20 protein-coding genes and 1 pseudogene are annotated in these 18,761 nt (G+C 59.0%); 12 read left to right on the forward strand and 9 right to left on the reverse strand.

What is annotated here, in order from left to right:
• Window positions 1-4 precede the first annotated feature (4 nt).
• The 7 genes from HBH25_RS09380 to HBH25_RS09410 all read right to left on the reverse strand — a co-directional run bounded on the left by HBH25_RS09380 (window position 5) and on the right by HBH25_RS09410 (window position 5,651).
• Window positions 5-1,324, reverse strand: a complete 1,320-nt coding sequence (locus HBH25_RS09380) for an MFS transporter (RefSeq protein ID WP_168083649.1) — start codon at window positions 1,322-1,324, stop codon at window positions 5-7.
• Window positions 1,321-2,484, reverse strand: coding sequence for a ThiF family adenylyltransferase (locus HBH25_RS09385; RefSeq protein ID WP_168083650.1), 1,164 nt, complete (start codon window positions 2,482-2,484; stop codon window positions 1,321-1,323). Before HBH25_RS09385 ends, HBH25_RS09380 begins: the two co-directional genes overlap by 4 nt.
• Window position 2,485: 1 nt before the next feature.
• Complete coding sequence (locus HBH25_RS09390) at window positions 2,486-2,761, reverse strand: MoaD/ThiS family protein (protein WP_168083651.1); 276 nt, start codon at window positions 2,759-2,761, stop codon at window positions 2,486-2,488.
• Window positions 2,762-2,764: 3 nt separating this feature from the next.
• Window positions 2,765-3,529, reverse strand: coding sequence for an aKG-HExxH-type peptide beta-hydroxylase (locus HBH25_RS09395; protein WP_168083652.1), 765 nt, complete (start codon window positions 3,527-3,529; stop codon window positions 2,765-2,767).
• A 7-nt stretch (window positions 3,530-3,536) separates the two neighbouring features.
• Complete coding sequence (locus HBH25_RS09400) at window positions 3,537-4,202, reverse strand: TfuA-like protein (protein WP_168083653.1); 666 nt, start codon at window positions 4,200-4,202, stop codon at window positions 3,537-3,539.
• 13 nt (window positions 4,203-4,215) lie between these two features.
• Window positions 4,216-5,424: a YcaO-like family protein gene (locus tag HBH25_RS09405; protein ID WP_168083654.1), complete on the reverse strand. Its 1,209-nt coding sequence runs from the start codon at window positions 5,422-5,424 to the stop codon at window positions 4,216-4,218.
• Window positions 5,425-5,495: 71 nt separating this feature from the next.
• Complete coding sequence (locus tag HBH25_RS09410; RefSeq protein ID WP_168083655.1) at window positions 5,496-5,651, reverse strand: hypothetical protein; 156 nt, start codon at window positions 5,649-5,651, stop codon at window positions 5,496-5,498.
• Between the two features lie 210 nt (window positions 5,652-5,861).
• On the opposite strand from HBH25_RS09410, the pseudogene HBH25_RS23270 reads away from it, so the two are divergent.
• Together HBH25_RS23270 and HBH25_RS09420 are read left to right on the forward strand one after the other, a co-directional pair.
• A pseudogene (locus tag HBH25_RS23270) lies at window positions 5,862-5,965 on the forward strand (DUF1289 domain-containing protein); the annotation flags it as partial.
• Window positions 5,966-6,033: 68 nt separating this feature from the next.
• A complete protein-coding gene (locus HBH25_RS09420; RefSeq protein ID WP_324616881.1) occupies window positions 6,034-6,261 on the forward strand; it encodes a YiiD C-terminal domain-containing protein in 228 nt (75 codons plus the stop codon).
• Between the two features lie 263 nt (window positions 6,262-6,524).
• Here the strand turns inward: HBH25_RS09420 and HBH25_RS09425 are convergent, their stop codons facing one another.
• The gene (locus tag HBH25_RS09425; protein ID WP_168083657.1) at window positions 6,525-6,725 is read right to left on the reverse strand and encodes a hypothetical protein; all 201 of its coding nucleotides are present in this window, start codon (window positions 6,723-6,725) and stop codon (window positions 6,525-6,527) included.
• A 21-nt stretch (window positions 6,726-6,746) separates the two neighbouring features.
• Here HBH25_RS09425 and HBH25_RS09430 point away from each other — a divergent pair, with 21 nt between their 5' ends.
• The 10 genes from HBH25_RS09430 to HBH25_RS09470 all read left to right on the forward strand — a co-directional run bounded on the left by HBH25_RS09430 (window position 6,747) and on the right by HBH25_RS09470 (window position 17,888).
• Window positions 6,747-9,488 carry an S-type pyocin domain-containing protein gene (locus HBH25_RS09430; RefSeq protein ID WP_168083658.1) on the forward strand — a complete coding sequence of 914 codons (2,742 nt, stop codon included), beginning with the start codon at window positions 6,747-6,749 and terminating at the stop codon, window positions 9,486-9,488.
• Window positions 9,485-9,745 carry a bacteriocin immunity protein gene (locus HBH25_RS09435; protein ID WP_168083659.1) on the forward strand — a complete coding sequence of 87 codons (261 nt, stop codon included), beginning with the start codon at window positions 9,485-9,487 and terminating at the stop codon, window positions 9,743-9,745. Before HBH25_RS09430 ends, HBH25_RS09435 begins: the two co-directional genes overlap by 4 nt.
• A 114-nt stretch (window positions 9,746-9,859) precedes the next feature.
• Window positions 9,860-10,195, forward strand: coding sequence for an HNH endonuclease signature motif containing protein (locus HBH25_RS23700; RefSeq protein WP_420708469.1), 336 nt, complete (start codon window positions 9,860-9,862; stop codon window positions 10,193-10,195).
• Between the two features lie 10 nt (window positions 10,196-10,205).
• Window positions 10,206-10,454 carry a bacteriocin immunity protein gene (locus tag HBH25_RS09440; protein ID WP_168083660.1) on the forward strand — a complete coding sequence of 83 codons (249 nt, stop codon included), beginning with the start codon at window positions 10,206-10,208 and terminating at the stop codon, window positions 10,452-10,454.
• 68 nt (window positions 10,455-10,522) lie between these two features.
• A complete protein-coding gene (locus tag HBH25_RS09445) occupies window positions 10,523-12,334 on the forward strand; it encodes an S-type pyocin domain-containing protein (RefSeq protein WP_168083661.1) in 1,812 nt (603 codons plus the stop codon).
• Window positions 12,335-12,400: 66 nt separating this feature from the next.
• Entirely contained in the window at window positions 12,401-13,000 is a 600-nt protein-coding gene (locus HBH25_RS09450) for a MiaE family protein (protein WP_168083662.1), read from the forward strand.
• A gap of 193 nt (window positions 13,001-13,193) precedes the next feature.
• Entirely contained in the window at window positions 13,194-13,667 is a 474-nt protein-coding gene (locus HBH25_RS09455) for a MarR family winged helix-turn-helix transcriptional regulator (RefSeq protein ID WP_168083663.1), read from the forward strand.
• The gene (locus tag HBH25_RS09460) at window positions 13,664-15,121 is read left to right on the forward strand and encodes an efflux transporter outer membrane subunit (RefSeq protein ID WP_168083664.1); all 1,458 of its coding nucleotides are present in this window, start codon (window positions 13,664-13,666) and stop codon (window positions 15,119-15,121) included. Before HBH25_RS09455 ends, HBH25_RS09460 begins: the two co-directional genes overlap by 4 nt.
• Before the next feature lie 14 nt (window positions 15,122-15,135).
• Window positions 15,136-16,362, forward strand: coding sequence for an HlyD/EmrA/EmrK family protein (locus tag HBH25_RS09465; protein ID WP_168083665.1), 1,227 nt, complete (start codon window positions 15,136-15,138; stop codon window positions 16,360-16,362).
• The gene (locus tag HBH25_RS09470; protein WP_168083666.1) at window positions 16,359-17,888 is read left to right on the forward strand and encodes a DHA2 family efflux MFS transporter permease subunit; all 1,530 of its coding nucleotides are present in this window, start codon (window positions 16,359-16,361) and stop codon (window positions 17,886-17,888) included. Before HBH25_RS09465 ends, HBH25_RS09470 begins: the two co-directional genes overlap by 4 nt.
• Here the strand turns inward: HBH25_RS09470 and HBH25_RS09475 are convergent, their stop codons facing one another.
• Window positions 17,889-18,686 (reverse strand): TlpA disulfide reductase family protein, encoded by a 798-nt coding sequence (locus HBH25_RS09475; RefSeq protein ID WP_168083667.1) that lies wholly within the window; start codon window positions 18,684-18,686, stop codon window positions 17,889-17,891.
• Window positions 18,687-18,761 lie beyond the last annotated feature (75 nt).

Genomic DNA, 18,761 nt, shown 5'->3' on the forward strand with positions numbered 1-18,761 from the left:
ACCTTCAATCTGGAAAAGCATCAGGGTAGAAGTTCTTGTAGGCATTCTTTATCTGCTCATCGTTCAGACCTAAGACGTGCACCAGCACCGCACTGAACATGCAGGGCACCACTGCTAAGACTATAAGCAGACCCAGTATCACCATGGCGTAACTCACGCCCAGTGCGCCTGAAAACGCACCTCCGATCACAGTGCCAAAAGGGATGACCATGCCTGAAATGAACGACGTCGCCGAGCCGATCCGGTTCCTGTAGTTGTCGGGGGTAGCCAACACGCGCACCGTGGAAGTATTGACCGTGACCATCATCAGCCCCACACCGCCGACAAATAGCAGCGGTACCGTTACGCTGGCAAACCACCACGGTTGGGTATGAAAGAAGTGACTGAAAATACCGCAACTGAACATAGCCAGCCCCACCAGCAGGAACCCCGAGAACACGGCGTTCGGTCGGCCCCAGCGATGGTTGGCGCGCTTGACCAACGTCAGGCTCCCCATTAGCAGCCCGAACGCAAACGCTCCCTCAGTCACTGCAATCAACCATAAATCTGCGGGAAAATAGCGATTGATCAAAACGGGGAACAACACTGCAAACAGGGGATACAGCGAAAAGTTGACAACGAATGCCAACAAGCTCAAGTTCCATTCGGGCTTTACCCTATAGAGCGCTGTAAACCCTTCTTGGGTGCGCTTATACCAGCTAGCGAGATAGGAAGTCTGCCGCGCCGCAGGTATTTGGCCAGTGGCTGGCTCTTTTATGGCCACAATCAAAACCAGCGCAATGATTACTGCCAATGCATTGAGCCACAGGGTGCCCAACACTCCCAATGGGCCTAACAAAATACCGGCGGCAAGAGGCCCCATCAGGGCGGACGACGAGCCGACAATACTCCTCAGGCGCACGGCATCGCTGACCCGCTCGGTAGCAACCAAAGTTGGCGTCAGGCTCATCTGGATCGGCTCGCGAATACCCATGCTGATACCGGAAACAATCAGGCATGCGCCAATCAAGAAAGGCTGGTAAAAATCTATCGAACTCAAACTGGCCAGCGCTAGCGTCGCCGCTGCACTTACTAAATAGCAGCCGACCAGCAAACGGTAACGATTGTATTGATCGCCAAGCCATCCAAATGCCGCACGGGACAGCACATCAGCCAGGGTCCCGACCGCAACGAATGTGGAGAACACCAGCGGGTCATCGACTTTGCCCAAGACCCACCAGGCAATGGCGAACTGCCCGCAACGCGCGCCCACAGCATTTAGGAAGGCGGCAATCTGGATCATGTAAAAGTCACGCCCCAATCCTGATAGCGACGACTTATTCATGGCAGCTCCTTGCAAGTATTCAAACTCGCCTGATACCCCGCTGCGATATAGGCATCCAGGCCTCCGGTCAACGTGCGACACCGCCCATCACCGACGATGGCATTGATTGTGCGCAACGCTTTCAAGCTGCGTACGCCACTTTTGCAATAGACGACTGTGTCGGTGGTGACCTCCATTTGTGGTAAGCGTTGGGACAGCTCCCCTAACGGAATATTGACCCCGCCCAACGAAACCGATAGATGTTCTTCACCGTCCCGTACATCAATCAGTTGCAGCGGCTCGCCACTGCGCAAGCGCTCCTCCAGCGCCTGGGGCGAAATGCAATACTGTTCACCGACGGCTGCCGCTAACCGCGCCTTGATGACCTGGGGTTGGTTAATGGACGGTTGTTCGCCACTGAGAGGGTTGCTTGCGCGATGGCGTACCGTGACATTACGCACTTGCATGCCCAAGGCATCAATCAGTGTCATCCGGTTGGCCAAGGGTTCTCCTAGGCCGACCAGTATCTTAATAGCTTCGAGCGCCTGAATTGACCCTACGATGCCCGGCAAGACACCCAGCACGCCAGCTTCACCGCAGTTCTGAGATAGGGCTGCCGGCGGAGGTTCGGGGAAAATATCGCGCAGGTTGCTCGATCGACTACCACTCGCCTCGAATAGATTAAATACAGCGATTTGTCCCTCGAACTGGCTTATCGACGCATATATCAAAGGCTTGCCTGCGAGGTAGCACGCGTCATTTAACAGGTACTTGGTAGGGAAGTTGTCAGTCGCATCAAGAATTACGTCGTAGCGTTGCACATAAGCCAGGACGTTGCCCTCATCGATCCGCTGGTTGAAGTGTTCGATACCGACATGAGGATTGTTGGCTAGCAGCTTTTGACGCGCCACGGCGCCTTTGGGTTGACCAACATCGTTAATCCCAAATAGCAACTGGCGGTGCAAGTTGCTGACGTCTACGGTGTCATCTTCCACGATACCGATATTGCCGACTCCCGCAGCGGCGAGGTACATCAGGGCTGGACAACCCAAGCCTCCGGCTCCTACCACCAGCACTTTACCGGTCTTAAGTCGAGCTTGGCCTTCGAGGCCGAAATCTTTGACCAGAAAGTGCCTGGCATAGTGGGCCTTTTCATCATGACTGAACATTTCGTCATCCATATCAGCCTCCCGCGACCGCGGTGATGATCAGTGCAGTGGAATCAGCCGTTAGCGGGATATCCTGCCAGCGTTCTTCATCAGAATAAGGAATGTCGTCAATGACTAGGCTAACAAAAGGTTTCAACCGGTACTCGCTTTGTACAATAGCGCTGAATAACAGCGGTTCGCCCATCCATAGTCCATCCAACAGCTGTTGAGCATTCGAGCAAGTTAATGTCCAAGACTTACGGCCATTGGTAAGGTCTGAGAGCTGGCTAGCGATAATGATTCGGGTCATGCATTAGTTTCCTTCCGGACACGCAGTGAGGTTCTGATAGAAGTCATTGAGTGAGGAAAACACCAGACGTCCCATCGGGGTAAAACAAGGTCGTTGCGCGGCAATGTCCAGGCAGCCGGCCAAATACTTGTGCAAGTAAGCCTGACGTTCCTTCAAAAGGGGCGGGATGTACTCACAGCGGTAATATTTCAAGGCGGCCGCAGCGAAGTGGGCCGCAGCCATAACGCCTCGCAGAGTTTTGCCACTGGTACCCGATGGCAGTACATAGTCCCTTGGTGCCTCTTGCATTTGTAGGTCGTAAACCTCCATTACAAAGTTCAACCAGATGTGCGCGTGCTCATGCACAAGTGTTTCCTCTAGCGGAACGGGCGAATCAAACGCACGCGAGCCCAAATAAATGGTTTGGGGAATCAACGCGCTGGTTGAGCTGCTCATGGGCTGGAGCAACTTCCGGTAGCGAATGGGGATGGCAAAAAAGCCGCGCCATGCTTCGCTCGTCATACCAATCCTGGCGGTGGCGTCTGCGATCTTTCGTTGCTCCACAGCTGAGCACTGTGTCGAGTCAAGTTCATCAACCTGACTGCTGGCCAGACGCTTGAACAGCGCCCGCGCATTTTCCGGGTCTAGATAATCGGTCAATGCGTCATGTGCATCCGGGGCCGAGTTACGCCGGCCACAGGCGACGGCGGCCAACAAGCTCCCGGGACGTACGCCATCATCGATGAAAGGGAGGCCACCAATAGCATCGAAAAATGTTGTAGGGTTCATGAGCAGTTCAATCCACGCATTTGGAACGCCAGCAACGAGATGCCAAGAAGCTCTTCAGGTCATGACTCTTGACGCGAAACTCCCTGAACCCGGACAGCGCTTGATTAATCTCTTGCGACGTCATCTCGCCGGTGTCCTGCAATAGCTTTTTCAGCCTGGACAAGGTGCGCTCTGCGTACCAGCGCTCTTTGAGGTCCTTAATAATCGACTGGGCGTTATCAGTTGATATGTGCTGCTGCCTTTCTAGCGCACTGACAAAGCCGCGAATATGGATCAGTGGCTCAGACATGGCGCGATATGGAGCATCAATCTCGTGAATCAGCGTCACCTCGTCGTCGTCGAACTCTGGATCGTCGCAATACTGCCCATAGACCGCTCCATGACCCTGCATGCCCAGCAGGCGCATTTCACTCGCCCTGATGGCGCCCATGGATGACAGGCCCCATATCCTCCAGCCCTTGTGTATCGCTTTTCGGATTTCGATGTGACCTACAGAAGGAAAGCTGTGGAAAGTGCCATCCACAATTGCGATGTTGCCCGTAACACGGTGCTGGCCAACCAGCGCCTGGATGTCGCCGCGCTTGGCCGGTGGATGCACCACCACCTCACTCAGTTCGGACAGAGCCTGTTCCATACCTGACGCCGTTGGCCCTACAAATATATGCAGCTTCATATTCCCTCCTGCCCTAGCGTGCGATGTAGTGGGACAGGCGAGGACCTGCGCGCTTGAGTGCTGGCTGGAACGATTCCATGCCTGGGACGACGATCTTGACTACTGCCAATGGCGAATTGTTTTTACTCAGTACCACCCGCAATACCTGACTGAAACCATTGTTTCTCAAGCGCCTTAGCAGGCACTCCAAGGCTGACTCGATGCTGTGAATTTCCGGGTTGGCATCCTCAATCGATGAGTAGGTTATCGACTCGCGAGTGTCGTTGACGTCCCGGCGCAAGCGTGCAACCGCGCCGAGTTCAGCTTCGCCACTGTCGGTGCTGAAGTACTTGAATCGCTCAATCAAGTCGTCCCTACCGCCATGAATGTAAGACAGCCGGGATTGCGCTGCCTCTGCAAGTCCTCTCACGGCCGCAATGTCTCGGCACAGGTGCAAACCCGAACCACACGAAATCGCGATAGGTGCATTGTCGGAGGGTTCTAGGATGAACCCTTGGAAATAAGGCAGCCCAATCACGCTGGGGGTATACCTGACCAACGCGCTTAACCCAGCCTGCTCGATACGGTTGAACAAAGGGTCGAGCGTCTCGACCGCACAGTCACGCTGGACTAGGCGAGAGGTGTTTTTCATAAAGTTAAAGGCCTGGACATCGCGCTCCACGATTTCCGCGATGCCATGAACGCTGGCCTCATCCACAGTGTTTCCGGAACTAAGTCCGTTGGTGCTGGTGCCGAAAATGCGTTGACCCTGGTTTTCGTTGAACGGCGAGAAAATCAGCTCGGCGGGTATGGCGAAGATTTCTCCGCTCGCAATGTCCTGAGCATGGACACACACCAATGGTCCATCGGGATCGATAGGTGCGCCTAGGATTGGACAAAAATCTACGAAGTCGTAATCAAAGCCTACTTGAGCAGCGACCTTGCGTGGAGTGGACAGGAACACCTCAATGTTTCTGTTCCGATACTCCGCGATTGCAAATTCAATCGCCTCCATGTATGCACCGACCTGCGCTTCGGCCGCATGCATGCCCTTACCTGCGCTCACGCACAACGAGCCTTCAACAGCATCAGGTCGAATACTGGCGAAGACCGGAATACCAATCTTGTCCAGCCATGTTGTATTGGTAACACGGGTAATGCCGAACTGCCCTGCAAGTGCTCTGGCATGGGCTAGGGTGGTGGATAGTGATGCCTTACGCAAACTTGAGGTCATGCGAAACATGTTTGGACCTGTTGAAGTTTTGAGTGCGCCAACTGCGTGCTATTCGGATGAATGAATAGCACGCGTTTTTGTTACTTGCCGGTGTCTTCTATGTCAGCAGCGATCGCATTATTAGATTCGTGAATAACAAATCCGGCGAGCATTTGGCCTTCGTCATTCAGAATGTTAGCAAACGCTTCGATATCAGAAGCTTCGAGGGTGAATGATTCATTAGCTGCTTGGTTCATGTGGAAATCCTTGAGTTGATAAGTGCCATTATTGGCTAGTACTCTTCTGGGCATTGACGCACTTATTAAAATGCGAAAACATGGTGCGGCCTGAAAGAGTAGGAATATTTTTATAGCATCCTGCCAGAATGCTCAACTACAAGACTTGGTAGGTTGAATTGCGTGATTCCTGTTTCAGCGTATTCCAACGGAGTTTCATTGGCCAAGTAATTCCGCAACTGGAACTTGCCCGCCCTGCGGGCCGCCATCGACCGGGATTTTTTCTGCTGTCCGAAGCGCACTACGAGCGCTACATCGCACCCGCCTTCTTGAGAGGGGCTATGAGTCAGCGCCCGGACATCACGTTTACAACGGTCCAGGTGGCGGCGCTTGAGCGAAGGGCATCGACAGGCATATCGTGATCCAGGGTGGCAGTATCGAGTACCCCTTGCCGATAAATCGTGACGGGCTAGGGATCTGCCACCCGGTGACTGAAGAGGCCTGGGCTCGGTTCGCGCAGACCTTCGCCCGCCGTGGCAAGGCGCGAATCAATGTGAGCAGCGTGGTTAGAGGGGAGGGCGGGGATACCGATGCGGCGCGTTTTGCTGGGGTGTTTGTGATGCAAAGGTAGCATTCAAGCTTTGACTCAGCTCGCCAGTCTCTTCACACGTAACGCATAACACCTTCATAACAATGCACCTCACTTGGCACCCTTAGCACTCTGATCCTGAGCACCTCATACAAGGAGGTGCTCATGAGTGATGGTTATTATAAGGATGACGGCTACGTCAACATCCGCCCGGGCCCTGCGCCCCCCGGGGCAACGGCGGCTTTTTCGGCACAGGTTTCATAAGCGGGCCAGGTCGCTCCAGCCGAAAGCGGCGCAAGCGCAGATTAGCTGCTCGCAGGGCCAGTGAAGTCGCCCATCAGGCTGCCCTCGAAAAAGAACGCCAGGCACGTGAGGTTGCGGCCGAGGCGGCTCGACGCACAGCCGCCCAGCAGCGGTACCAGGCGCAATTGCATGAAGTAGCCAATGCCAGGCAGCGCGCCGCTGAACGGCTTGAAGCAGACATCCGAGCGGGCTTGATTCGGCACGGGCTCCCGCCCACTGCCGCCTTGTCAGATGTTCCCGGCCGGGCCTATCTGCAACAGGAGCAGGTGGCCGTTGGCCAGCTCAGCCAGGCCCTCGTAGCAGAGCGCGATCACTTGCTGGCCCAGGCCAGGCGCTTCTATGGCGACGACCCCGTCGCTCACCCAGAGACACATTACCTGGAAAGGGTGCTCGCTGAGGGCGACTCCGCGCATGAGGCGTGGCGCGCAGCGATGCTGGCGGCACAACAGGCAGAGGCAGTCGACAACCGGCTCGCCAGGCTTAACGAACGCGCTGCGGCGTTGGCGCATGAAGTCGCGGCCATGGATGCGAGGTGGAGAACCGAGCAGGAAGCCCAGGCCCGTTACCGCGAAATAGATGCGCGTCGAGACATCGACGTGCAGGCGCTGCAGGCGATACGGCAAGCCGCTCGCGAGCGTGACGTGCAACACAAGCAGACCTTGCGCGTAGGCGCAGCAACGCTTGCTGGCCCGGCCATCATTTCAGGCGCTACCGAAGCGATTCGCGCAGAAGCGCTTCGCCTAGCGTTGACGGCCCTTCGCGAAGCCGGGGCGTTTGCGAAGCCCGCGGCGGACCTGCTGCGCAAACCCCCGTTCTGGACCTTGCTGGTGTACTCGCCAGCATTAGGCGATGGCGAGCTCACGCCGGAGCAACGCCGTCGATTTGCGGTGGCGTTACCGCTGGCCGACATGGGGCAAGGTCTTGGCGCGTCGATGCCGGACGAGCTAGAGACTGTCGAACTCGATTATCGGCTCAAGGCGGAAACTCTCTACGGCCAGACCGCCGTTCATGCGGTGCCCACCGGAGGAACGATCTCCGCGCAAGTACCGGTCCGCCATGCCCAATGGCAAGCGGAAGCGCAAGCCTATGAAGTGCACGGGCCGGACCTCGCTGCGCCCACACTTCAGGTCGAACCGGCTGTCGTTACCGCCTTGCCCGTGGAGCCCGCCCCTGCGCTTCGCGGCGTTACAAACCTGGCGCACCTAGGCGCAGCTACGGTTCCGGACGGCGCCTCCACGCGCTTCAACGACTGCGTTCTGGTGTTTCCCGCCGAAGTCGGGATAGGCCCCTGCTACGTCGCCTTCGAGGACCCACTCACTGGGCCCGGCGTGGCTACAGGGGACGGGCAGGGCACCCTCGACCTGCGCAATCTCTTGGCTAACCCTGGCTTTCCCCATTTGCCTGCATCCGTTGCAGCCTCGTTGAAATGGCGAACCTTCGAATCGACCGACGCGCTTTCGGCTGAGGTGTGGCGCGCGCTGTCGCACATGGATGCCGAAACCCAAGGCATCGGCGAGATCAACCGCAATCGGCTACGCAAGGGGTACCCGCCAATAGTGCCACGGTCGCAGTGGTCCGAGACGCGCCGCACACTCCAACTGCGGTACGCCCGCCCACCTGAAACCCTGGTTGAGGCCTATAGCCTCGATAATCTGAGGCTCGGAGCCGAGGGTGGGCAGCCCTTGCTCGGGGCTAGTGAGCCCGTACACACCCCGTGGCTCTCGGCGTACCCCAAATACGCCGAGCAGGTGGCCGCCGCGCAAGCCGCCGCTCGAGCCGAAGCGGCGGCAGCGCTTGAGCAGGAACGCGCCCTTCAACAGCAGGCCGAGGAAGCCGCTAGGGCAAACGCTGCCGCTGCGGATTGGCTACGGGCCGCCAACCGGTTCACTCATATGCGCGCAAGTTCGGCGCCTAGTGCCTTTTTGTTGAGCCCAGCGGGTGAAGTACCGCTGAGTAATGACGCTGGCGCCTCCCTTGAAACCAGTTTGCGCTCCGCACTCGGCGAGCTTCAGGTGGCCGATGATGGCGAACTAGCAGTGGACTTCCTGGACCTGGCGTTCGAAAGGCCTGAGGGGGATTTTCCTCCCGGGATCGCGCTAAGCCTGCCGCTGGAGTGGCTGGTTCCTGATCCGCCTAATGGCCTTGTCGGCCAAGCCGCTGCTTACTCGGTAGAGCTGCCTTACCGAATCGGCTCAATCACAGAATACGATGGCGCTTCGCTGTTCGTCACCCGCACAGGCATTCAAGGTGTAGCGCGTGAGGTGCGGGTCATCCGGGCGGAGCTGGATTCCGGCACCGGCAGCTGGTTGCTCATCGACGACGCCGCCAGCGGCCGGCGCCTGACCTGGACCCCCGCAAGCGCGCCGGGAGCCGAGAGCCTGGGCGGGACCACCTTGCCGATCACACCCGCCCTGGTGGGCTTGTACACCGGCAACGGCGAGCCGATCGCCGCGCCACAACTGGAAACATATCCGGGGCTTCATGATTGGGGCATAGATGATTTCATAGTCGTCTATCCGGCCGACTCCGGGCTACCCCCTGAATATGTGATGTTCAGCGAGGCCTGGCGGCGCTACACCCCAGGTGTAGTGAGCGGGGCAGGGCAGGCGGTGGAAGGGCAATGGCTGGACGCACGGGTGAACACCGTAGGTGTGCCTGTTCCGGCAAGTGTGGCAGAGCGGTTGCGGGGGCGCAGTTTTGCGTCGTTCGATAGCTTCCGCCGGGCATTTTGGAGAGAGGTGGGGAGAGATCTCTCAGCCTTGGGGGCGCCAGAGGGAATTTTTGAGAGGCTGACTGGCTTTGGTCGCGCCATTCCTGCAGATAAGCATGAGAGGGCCGGCAGGCGGACAAGGCTTGAGATTCATCATGTGAAACCCATCAGTGAGGGCGGCGAAGTTTACGACGTAGACAATATGATCATTGTCTCCCCGGCCGCCCACATAAGAATTCACAAGGAACAAAAATGAACGGTGGAGCAACGTCTTTGAAATCCCAATTAGAAATGGTCCTGAACGAGATTCTGGCGAATATGACCGATCCTGAAGGAGATGACGGTCGCCTGGATGAGCTTATTTTTGAGTTTGAGCGAATTAGTGAACACCCGGAGGGTTCCAATCTTATGTTTTGGCCAAAGCCAGGTGCTGATACCTCCATAAATGGAATCGTCGCCGAAGTTGAACGCTGGCGCCTGGAAAACGGTTTGCCAGGTTTGGAGAGTGAATAAAGCCGAGTAGGCTTCAATGGCGCACCGCCTTCCGAGCGGTGCGCCGGTTAAACAGGGAGTTACACTTGTGTTCAAGGAGCGGTAAGAAGAGGGGAGGCGGTAGAGTAGCAATGGCTGGACGCATGGGTGAACACCGTAGGTGTGCCTGTTCCGGCAAGTGTGGCAGAGCGGTTGCGGGGGCGCAGTTTTGCGTCGTTCGATAGCTTCCGCAGGGCATTTTGGAGAGAGGTTGGGCGGGAGCAGGGCCTTATTAGTAATTGGGCCACCCGGAACCAAGACTTTGTACGGAAGGGTAACGCTCCACAAGTTAGAAAAGAAGAACGTCGAGGACGGCGGGTTGCATACGAAATTCATCATGTGAAACAGATCAGCGAAGGTGGCGAGGTATATGATCTGGATAACTTGGTGGTGTTGACGCCAAACGCTCATATTAAGCAGCACAATAAGTAAGGTGGGGGGTATGAACTATTTACGTAAAGAACTAATGGACTCAATTTTACTTATCGACGCATATATAGCCGATGAGTCGATGGATGAAGATAAATTGACTGACGCTATTTTTAGATTTGAAGAGCTTTCCCAGCACCCGGCTGGATCGGACCTTCTGTTTTGGCCAGAACCAGGCGCAGACTCCAGCCTGGAAGGAATCGTCGCCGAAGTCGAACGCTGGCGCCTGGAAAACGGTTTGCCAGGTTTGGAGAGCGAATAAGATCAAGCAGGCATCAAATGGCGCGCCGTCGTCCGAGCGGTGCGCCAGTTAAACAGGGAGTTACACTTATGCTAAAGGAACGGTACGAAGACTACACCGAGCAGGAGTTTCTGGCTGTATGCGAGCAGGTGTTCTGGGTAAAGGGTGATGCGGCCGCGCATGAAGCATTGATTGCGGAACTTGATGCTTTGGTCGATGCCCCTGACTGGGACCTAGGGCTCGTGTTTGCGTCTGGGCGACCTTTCACGCCCAGCGTACAAACGCCGGCCTATCTTATGGCAAACATCAAAGCCTGCAGGGGCAGGCTTCGGCCAGGTCTCAAGCCCGGGGGCAGCCCAGCCAGCGAGCCACCGTTGGTACCGATAGACGGGGAGATGATCCAGCGAGAAGGTCAGCGGGCTGAACAGCTGATCGCAGGGCGGGGTGATGCCAGCCTCGGCCGTGGCATCAACCGCTTGATCGGCGAAGAGCGCATGACCGAGCGCGAACTGATAGCCGGCTTCGCGCACTTGGAGCAGATCCGGTCGCTGATCGCGCAGGGGCCGCCACAAGACTGGCCGTCGTGCATGCAACTGCGCAGCGCAGTGAATTCTCTGGGGCATGTGCTATACAGCCTTGTGCCAACGGATCGATTCACCAGCTTCAGCCGGCGCCTTATGTACGATCTGGTAGAGGCTCGTAACATCAACCGTCCATCGCCCATGCCCGCCCAGGGCTGGGACGCCTGGGTCGCACAAGGGCGGCAATGGTTAGCCCTGCACGACGGACGAATGAAGGGTATCGAAGCCTCGATCACGCATCTGATGCCGGCCGCACAAGCGGCGCTGGCTGAGGGCGCTTTGGCTTGGGTCCGTGCTACGTCGGCGTTACGCAAAGCGAACACATTGCCACTGGAATATGAGATACCTTTGGCTGACGCCACGGCCCGGCCGCTGATCTGCCACCCGGTACAGGCAATCACCGCGCTACTTTCTGCGCCCGAAAGCCAATTGTCGCTTCTGACGCTGTCTGCTGTTGCCAGCTATACGGCTGGCACCAATCCGGCCTGGTCGCCCGCCACCTGCTCCTATGTATATGAGTTTGGCAGGGAGGCTTGGCGGGGCGATCCGTATCTGGTCATGGCCCCATTCGAGGTTCTGGCGCCGACGCTGGATTCCAGCACACTGCACCAAGGTAGGGTTACGGTGCCCTACCGGCTATTGATGCGTGCGGTCGATGGATACTTCCGGCTGAGCGTGTGCCAATCCTTTGCTGGGTTAGCGCGGGAGGTCCCTGTACTGGAATGCCAGGCCTTGCCAGAACAAGAGGGTTATACCCTCACGCTGCCGACGGGCGAAACGCTTCGGTGGCAAGCGGCGCTGCCTTTGTTGTCTCGCCGTGGAGCGTATACAGGCGAGCTTCCACGATTCAAGACCGCAGGCGCAGGAAGGTGGTTTGAACCGCAGCCGGTGAGCCCAGCCGCGCTGAAGGGGTACCGCGAGTATGTCGTTCGTTTTCCTGAGGGGTCGGGCATTGCCCCGCTCTACCTGAGCCGCACGCGCCTGCAGGATACGCCAGGTATCGCCACGGGCGCGGGGCTGGCGAGTGAGGAGGGCTGGCTGACTTCGGTGGCGTCCGGTGGCGCCGGCCTACCCTCGGTGCTTACTGCCCCCTTGGCTGGCCAGGCCTTTGAAGAGTTCGCTGCGCTCGAGCGAGCCATCTGGCGAAGTATGGCGGCTGTGCCAGCCTTGGCCGCACAGTTCAATGACGCCAACCTTGCGTTGATGGCGCAGGGGCTTGCTCCACAGATCGAAAGCAGCACGTTGGCGCTTGGGCATCGGGAAGAGCCGGACTATCACCGCTTGTATGAGCTCAATGAGCTCTGGTTCACGCTCGGATAACCTCAATCACTGCCCCGGACGTGTCACGCGTATACTGCGCCGTTTTCACACCACACGAGACGGCGCATGCTGCCTGACATTCACGACTTCCTAGGCTGCCCTACGCCCCAGGCCTGGGTCGATGCTGCCCTGGCCAACCAGGAAACCCTGCTGATCGACCATAAGAACTGCGAGTTCAAGGCTGCCGCTACGGCCATGAGTTTGATGGCCAAGTACAACGCTCATATCGACCTTATCCACTTTATGTCCCGGCTGGCGCGGGAAGAATTGGTGCACCACGAACAGGTGCTGCGCTGGATGAAAAAACGTGGCGTGCCCTTGCGCCCGCTTAATGCAGGCCGCTATGCCTCGGGCCTTCGCAAGCTGGTGCGTGCCCATGAACCCGTGAAGCTGGTGGACACATTAGTGGTGGGGGCGTTTATCGAAGCGCGCAGCTGCGAACGGTTCGGTGCCGTGGCGCCGCAACTGGATACCGACCTGGGCGGTTTCTATAGCGGCCTGCTGAAGAGCGAGGCGCGGCACTTCCAGGGCTATTTGAAGCTGGCCTACCACTATGGCGACGCCGCAGACATCGCAAAAACGATTGTGAAGGTACGTGAAGCTGAAGTGGCCTTGATCGAAACCCCTGATGAGGAATTTCGCTTTCATAGTGGCGTACCGGCCTAACAGCCTAGCAATCTATTCGAACAATTCCCTGGCTGCGCCAGGTCCCACACGGTGGACCGTCGCCTTGTGGGAGCCCGCAAAGCGGGCGAATAGGCCAGGCAGACCACCGGCCAAACCTCTGCCTTGACATTAACTGCCTAAGCAGTAATATTTCGCAACATTCTCTGCTTGGGCAGTGATCTCGCTGCGCGCTATGACCCACTTCACACCCGAAAACTTCCACGAAAGCCAGATCGGCTTGCTCCTGGGCCGTACCAACAGCCTGAAGGATCGCATTCTCGACCAACACCTTGAGGTGTACGGCGTCACGTCTGCGCAATTCAAGGTCCTGATTATCGTGGCTGAGTGGGGCCTGGACTCGCCGGGCGACCTGTGTCGCCATCTGTCACTGGACAGTGGCTCGATGACCCGCATGCTGGACCGGCTCGAAAGCAAACAGTTGATCCAGCGCTCACGCAGTGAGGAGGACCGGCGGCAGATCCGCATCGCCCTCACCGCTGAAGGCCAAGCCCTGGCTGCGCGGCTACCTCACATTGGCGCCCAGGCCATGAATCGCCTGGCTGGCGCACTGGACGCCGCCGAACTGAAAGAACTTGAACGCCTGCTAAAAAAAATCCTGATCGATGCCGGCGACCCTGTGGCCTGCTGGCGTATGGGCAAAAAATGAAAACCCACCGCACTACCTTGAAGCTGCTACCCCTTGCCCTTGTCGTGATGCTGGCCGCGTGCGCCAATGACCATGGCCTCAAGCCTGATGCCACGCTGGTAGACCCCGGTAGCCTGAACACGGCCACAAGCCTGGCACCTGCCACCGTAAGCCCAGCCGCTTGGCCGGCGGCGACCTGGTGGAATGGCTTGGGCGACCCTCAGCTTGATGCGCTCATCGAACAGGCCCTGCGGGACAACCCCAGCCTGCAAGTGACTGCCGCCCGTGCGCGCCAGGCTACAGCCTCGGCCGATGCCGCCGATGCCGACCGCAGCGCCTATATTGGTGCTGATGCTGCTGTGCAGCGTTCGCGCTTTTCACGTGTGCAAGACCCGTTGCTGCAAGGGGACCGTTATTCCACCTTGCGCACGGCCGAAGTTACGTTCGATTACAGCTTCGACCTGTGGGGCGGTGAGCGTGCGGCCTGGGAAGCGGCTGTGGGCCAGGCCCGGGCAGCGGAAGTGGACCGCCAGGCAGCGCGCCTCACGCTGGCAGTGGACGTGGCACGCGCCTACAGCGACCTGGGCCATGCCTTTATCGCCGCGGACATTGCCCAGGAAGACCTCAAGCGTACGCAACAGATGCTCACGCTGGGGCGCCAACGGCTGGCCGCTGGTATCGACAGCCAGTACCAGCTGCAGCAAACCGAGAGCCTGGAAGCCAGTGCACAAGAGCAAGCGGTAAACGCCGACAAGGAACTGCGCAGTGCCCGCATCGCCTTGGCCGTGCTCATGGGCAAAGGCCCGGACCGTGCCAACGACATTACCCGGCCTCAAATACTCAAACCCGCCGCGGTAGCCGTGCCATCGCTGCTGCCCGCTGACCTGCTAGGCCGCCGGCCAGACCTTGTGGCGGCCCGCTGGCGAGTAGAAGCCGCGAGCCGGAGCATCGAGGCCAGCAAAACTCGCTTCTACCCTAACCTGAACCTCACCGCTGCCGCCGGGACCCAGTCCATTCTCGGCGATGCATTGTTCGGCCGTACCAGCCGCTTCTTCAACATCGCACCGGCTGTATCGTTACCGATTTTTGACGGCGGTCGCCTGCGAGCAGGGCTGGCAGCCAGTGATGCCGATTACGAGCTGGCCGTGGCCCAGTACAACAAGTCGCTGGTGGGTGCGCTGGGGGAGGTGGCCGATGCCATCAACCGCCTGGAAGCGCTGGGCCGCCAAGTGGAGGCCAAACAGCATGCGGTGGATGTGGCGCACGCGTCCTATAGCACCGTGACCGACCGCTACGGCTCAGGTATTGGCAACTACCTGGACGTGCTGACCATCGAGCAGCAACTGCTAGGCGCGCAGCAGCAGCTGGCCAGCCTCAACGCGCAGCGTATCGACGTTTCGATTCAACTCATGCAGGCCCTGGGTGGCGGCTATCAGGGTGAAACCCTGGCCAGCGCTCCGGCCCCACACGAATAATCAAGGTACCTCCCATGGCCACTGCCACTCCCCAAGCCCAGGACAACAAGGGCGAAAACGCGGATAAAGCCGATAACGCCCAACCCAAGGGCAACCCGCGCAAACGCAAGCTAATGCTGCTGTTGCTCCTGCTCATCGTGGTCATCGCCGGTGTGGCGGTGTTCGCCTGGCATGAGCTGCACGGGCGCTTCTATGAAGAAACCGATGATGCCTACGTCAATGGCAACGTGGTTGAAATCACCCCATTGATCACTGGAACCGTGATCAGCATCGGCGCGGACGACGGTGACCTGGTGCGTGAGGGGCAAACGTTGATCAGCTTCGACCCGGCCGACGCACGGGTTGCGCTGGACAACGCCCAGGCCAACCTGGCCAAGACCGTCCGCCAGGTGCGCGGCCTGTTCAGCAACGTGGACAGCCAGCGCGCCCAAGCCAATGCGCGGCGAGTAGAACTGCAAAAGGCTCAGGAAAACTACAACCGCCGCAAGACCCTGGCCGCCAGCGGCGCGATCTCACAGGAAGAACTGTCCCATGCCCGCGATGACCTGGCGTCCGCCCAGGCCGCGCTGGGCACGGCGCAGCAGCAGTTGGCAGGTACCGTCGCGTTGGTCGATGACACCGTCATTGCCTCCCATCCCGATGTGCAGGCCGCTGCCGCTCAATTGCGCGATGCCTACCTCGCGCAAGGCCGAACTACCTTGGTGGCACCGGTCACCGGTTACGTGGCCAAGCGTACGGTGCAATTGGGCCAGCGCATTACACCCGGCACGCCCACCATGGCCGTGATTCCGCTGAACCAGGTATGGATTGACGCCAACTTCAAGGAAACTCAGCTGCACGATATGCGTATCGGCCAGCCGGTGACCATCGAATCCGACCTGTATGGCGATGACGTGGGCTACACCGGTACGGTTCAAAGCATTGGGGCTGGCACGGGCAGTGCGTTTTCCCTGTTGCCCGCACAGAACGCCACCGGCAACTGGATCAAGATCGTGCAGCGGGTACCTGTGCGCATCAAGCTAGACCCCAAACCCTTGCAGGACCACCCGCTGCGTATCGGCCTGTCGACGGTAGCCACAGTGGACCTGCACGACCAAAGCGGCCCGGTGCTTACCCAGCAGCCCAACACGCAGAGCACCTTCGCAACCACCGTGTACGAGCAGCAGTTGAGCGAGGCCGACGCGCTGATCGCCCGGCTTATCCGTGAGAACAGCGCCTCTGGCAAGACAGCTCAACGATGAGCGCTAACGCCTCCTTCACGCCGCCCAGCCTGGTGTTGAGCACCATCGGGTTGTCCCTGGCCACCTTTATGCAGGTGCTGGATACCACCATCGCCAACGTGGCCCTGCCGACCATTTCCGGCAACCTGGGCGTGAGTGCGGAGCAGGGCACCTGGGTGATCACCTCGTTTGCCGTGAGCAACGCAGTAGCCCTGCCGTTGACTGGCTGGCTGAGCCGCCGGTTCGGGGAGGTGAAGCTGTTCATCTGGGCCACCTTGCTGTTTGTACTGGCGTCCTTCCTGTGCGGCATTTCCACCTCCATGCCTGAGCTGGTGGGCTTCCGGGTCGTGCAGGGTATGGTGGCAGGGCCACTGTACCCAATGACGCAAACCTTGCTGATCGCTGTATACCCCCCGGCCAAGCGGGGAATGGCGTTGGCTCTGCTGGCCATGGTCACGGTGGTGGCGCCCATTGCCGGGCCCATTCTTGGTGGCTGGATCACCGACAGCTATAGCTGGCCCTGGATCTTTTTCATCAACATTCCCGTGGGCCTGTTCGCCGCCGCCGTGGTACGCCAGCAATTGGCCAAGCGCCCGGTGCATACCGCCCGGCAACCCATGGACTATGTGGGCCTGATTACGTTGATTATCGGGGTAGGGGCACTGCAGGTGGTGTTGGACAAGGGTAACGACTTGGACTGGTTCGAGTCGCAGTTCATCATCATCGGCAGCGTGATTTCAGCCATTGCGCTGTCTATCTTCGTGATCTGGGAGCTCACAGACGAGCACCCGGTGGTCAACCTGAAGCTGTTTGCCTTCCGCAACTTCCGTGTGGGTACGGCCGTATTGGTAGGGGGGTATTCCGGGTTCTTCGGGATCAACCTGATTCTGCCGCAGTGGTTGCAGACACAATTGGGCTATACCGCTACCTGGGCCGGGTTCGCTGTAGCGCCACTGGGCATTCTGCCGGTGCTGATGTCGCCATTCGTAGGCAAGTATGCCCACAAGTTCGACTTGCGCGTGTTGGCCGGCCTGGCGTTTACCGCCATCGGGCTTAGCTGTTTCATGCGGGCCGGGTTCAACACGGAAGTGGACTTCGAGCACATTGCCTTGGTGCAACTGTTCATGGGCATTGGCGTGGCGCTGTTCTTCATGCCCACTTTAAGCATTCTGCTGTCGGACCTGCCGCCCAAGCAGATCGCCGATGGCTCAGGCTTGGCGACCTTTCTGCGTACCTTGGGCGGTAGCTTTGCGGCGTCCCTCACCACGTGGATCTGGAGCCGCCGCGCCATCCAGCACCATGCCTACCTGAGTGAAAACATCAGCACCCTGGACCCGACCACGCAGCAGGCCTTGCAGCAACTGGGCGGGGCGACGCAGAAAAGCTATGCGCAGTTGGAGCAGATGGTCAATGCCCAGGCCTACATGCTGTCCACCGTGGACTATTTTACGATGCTGGGCTGGATTTTCGCTGCGCTGATCTTGCTGGTGTGCCTGGCCAAGCCGCCGTTCACAGCCAAGGCCGGCCCGGCATCAGGAGGGCATTGATCAGTTGGGCTGATCAAACACCTTAAGGGCATGCTCAAGCGTGGCAGGCGACAGTTCGCCCAGGTGGTTGCCCAGCAGGCGGCCGTCCCTGCCATAGAACAAGGTGGTGGGGTAGGCCATGGCACCCACTTGGCGAGCCACGCGCCCCTGAACGTCATACAGCACGTCTGCCGGGTTTACCCCTGCCGCACCTAGGAAACTTGCCGTTGTACCCGGCGTTTCTCCCTGGTTCAGGTAAACGAAGCGTACGTCTGGCCGGGCCTTTTGCGCCGCTACCAAGGCCGGCATTTCCCGGCGACAGGGTGGGCACCAGGTGGCCCAGAGGTTGACCACCAGCGGTTGCCCCAGGTACTGGGTCAAGCTCACGGGCATGCCCTGAGTGTCGGCCACGGGCTGGGTGGGTACATCCGCGTTTTGCTGCTGCCACTGGATCAGTCCGGTACCGGCCAGCCAGACGGCCAAGCCGGTCGTGACACCCCAGCGCAGTGCGCGACGCTCTGCCGGCTTGCGCCAACCCCGCCACAGGGCAACCGCCAAGGCCACACTTAGGCCCGCCCAGGCTATGAACCCGCCATCGCGAAGGTCGACCATCTGCCAGGGCGCTGCGGTGTACTGGGGCCAGTACTGCAACACGAAACCCAGGCGTGCCACCGCCACCGCCAGCGTGAACAGCCAAAATACGGTGGCCTCTACCGCCGGTGAACACCGCCACGCCACGCCCATGGCCGCCGCCACGGCTGCCAGCAGTACAAGGTGAGGAACAGAGAGCGCGAGAGGCCCTAGGGAGACACTTAACATGACAGCTTCCATCAAGGGTGTGCAGGCAGCTTAGGCCAGTAGCGTTAATGGGCGGTTAAGCCGCCTGCGAAGTCG

It is taken from the genome of Pseudomonas quercus (assembly GCF_012033695.1).
Lineage (GTDB): Bacteria > Pseudomonadota > Gammaproteobacteria > Pseudomonadales > Pseudomonadaceae > Aquipseudomonas > Aquipseudomonas quercus.

What these genes read in the sequence shown, in the direction of transcription:
- HBH25_RS09405 (WP_168083654.1), bottom strand. Translation starts at nt 5,424, where the DNA reads ATGTTTCGCATGACCTCAAGTTTGCGTAAGGCATCACTATCCACCACC.
- HBH25_RS09435 (WP_168083659.1), top strand. Translation starts at nt 9,485, where the DNA reads ATGAACGGTGGAGCAACGTCTTTGAAATCCCAATTAGAAATGGTCCTG.
- HBH25_RS09390 (WP_168083651.1), bottom strand. Translation starts at nt 2,761, where the DNA reads ATGACCCGAATCATTATCGCTAGCCAGCTCTCAGACCTTACCAATGGC.
- HBH25_RS09470 (WP_168083666.1), top strand. Translation starts at nt 16,359, where the DNA reads ATGAGCGCTAACGCCTCCTTCACGCCGCCCAGCCTGGTGTTGAGCACC.
- HBH25_RS09395 (WP_168083652.1), bottom strand. Translation starts at nt 3,529, where the DNA reads ATGAACCCTACAACATTTTTCGATGCTATTGGTGGCCTCCCTTTCATC.
- HBH25_RS09440 (WP_168083660.1), top strand. Translation starts at nt 10,206, where the DNA reads ATGAACTATTTACGTAAAGAACTAATGGACTCAATTTTACTTATCGAC.
- HBH25_RS09410 (WP_168083655.1), bottom strand. Translation starts at nt 5,651, where the DNA reads ATGAACCAAGCAGCTAATGAATCATTCACCCTCGAAGCTTCTGATATC.
- HBH25_RS09385 (WP_168083650.1), bottom strand. Translation starts at nt 2,484, where the DNA reads ATGGATGACGAAATGTTCAGTCATGATGAAAAGGCCCACTATGCCAGG.
- HBH25_RS09460 (WP_168083664.1), top strand. Translation starts at nt 13,664, where the DNA reads ATGAAAACCCACCGCACTACCTTGAAGCTGCTACCCCTTGCCCTTGTC.
- HBH25_RS09450 (WP_168083662.1), top strand. Translation starts at nt 12,401, where the DNA reads ATGCTGCCTGACATTCACGACTTCCTAGGCTGCCCTACGCCCCAGGCC.
- HBH25_RS09455 (WP_168083663.1), top strand. Translation starts at nt 13,194, where the DNA reads ATGACCCACTTCACACCCGAAAACTTCCACGAAAGCCAGATCGGCTTG.
- HBH25_RS09400 (WP_168083653.1), bottom strand. Translation starts at nt 4,202, where the DNA reads ATGAAGCTGCATATATTTGTAGGGCCAACGGCGTCAGGTATGGAACAG.
- HBH25_RS09465 (WP_168083665.1), top strand. Translation starts at nt 15,136, where the DNA reads ATGGCCACTGCCACTCCCCAAGCCCAGGACAACAAGGGCGAAAACGCG.
- HBH25_RS09445 (WP_168083661.1), top strand. Translation starts at nt 10,523, where the DNA reads ATGCTAAAGGAACGGTACGAAGACTACACCGAGCAGGAGTTTCTGGCT.
- HBH25_RS09380 (WP_168083649.1), bottom strand. Translation starts at nt 1,324, where the DNA reads ATGAATAAGTCGTCGCTATCAGGATTGGGGCGTGACTTTTACATGATC.
- HBH25_RS09475 (WP_168083667.1), bottom strand. Translation starts at nt 18,686, where the DNA reads ATGTTAAGTGTCTCCCTAGGGCCTCTCGCGCTCTCTGTTCCTCACCTT.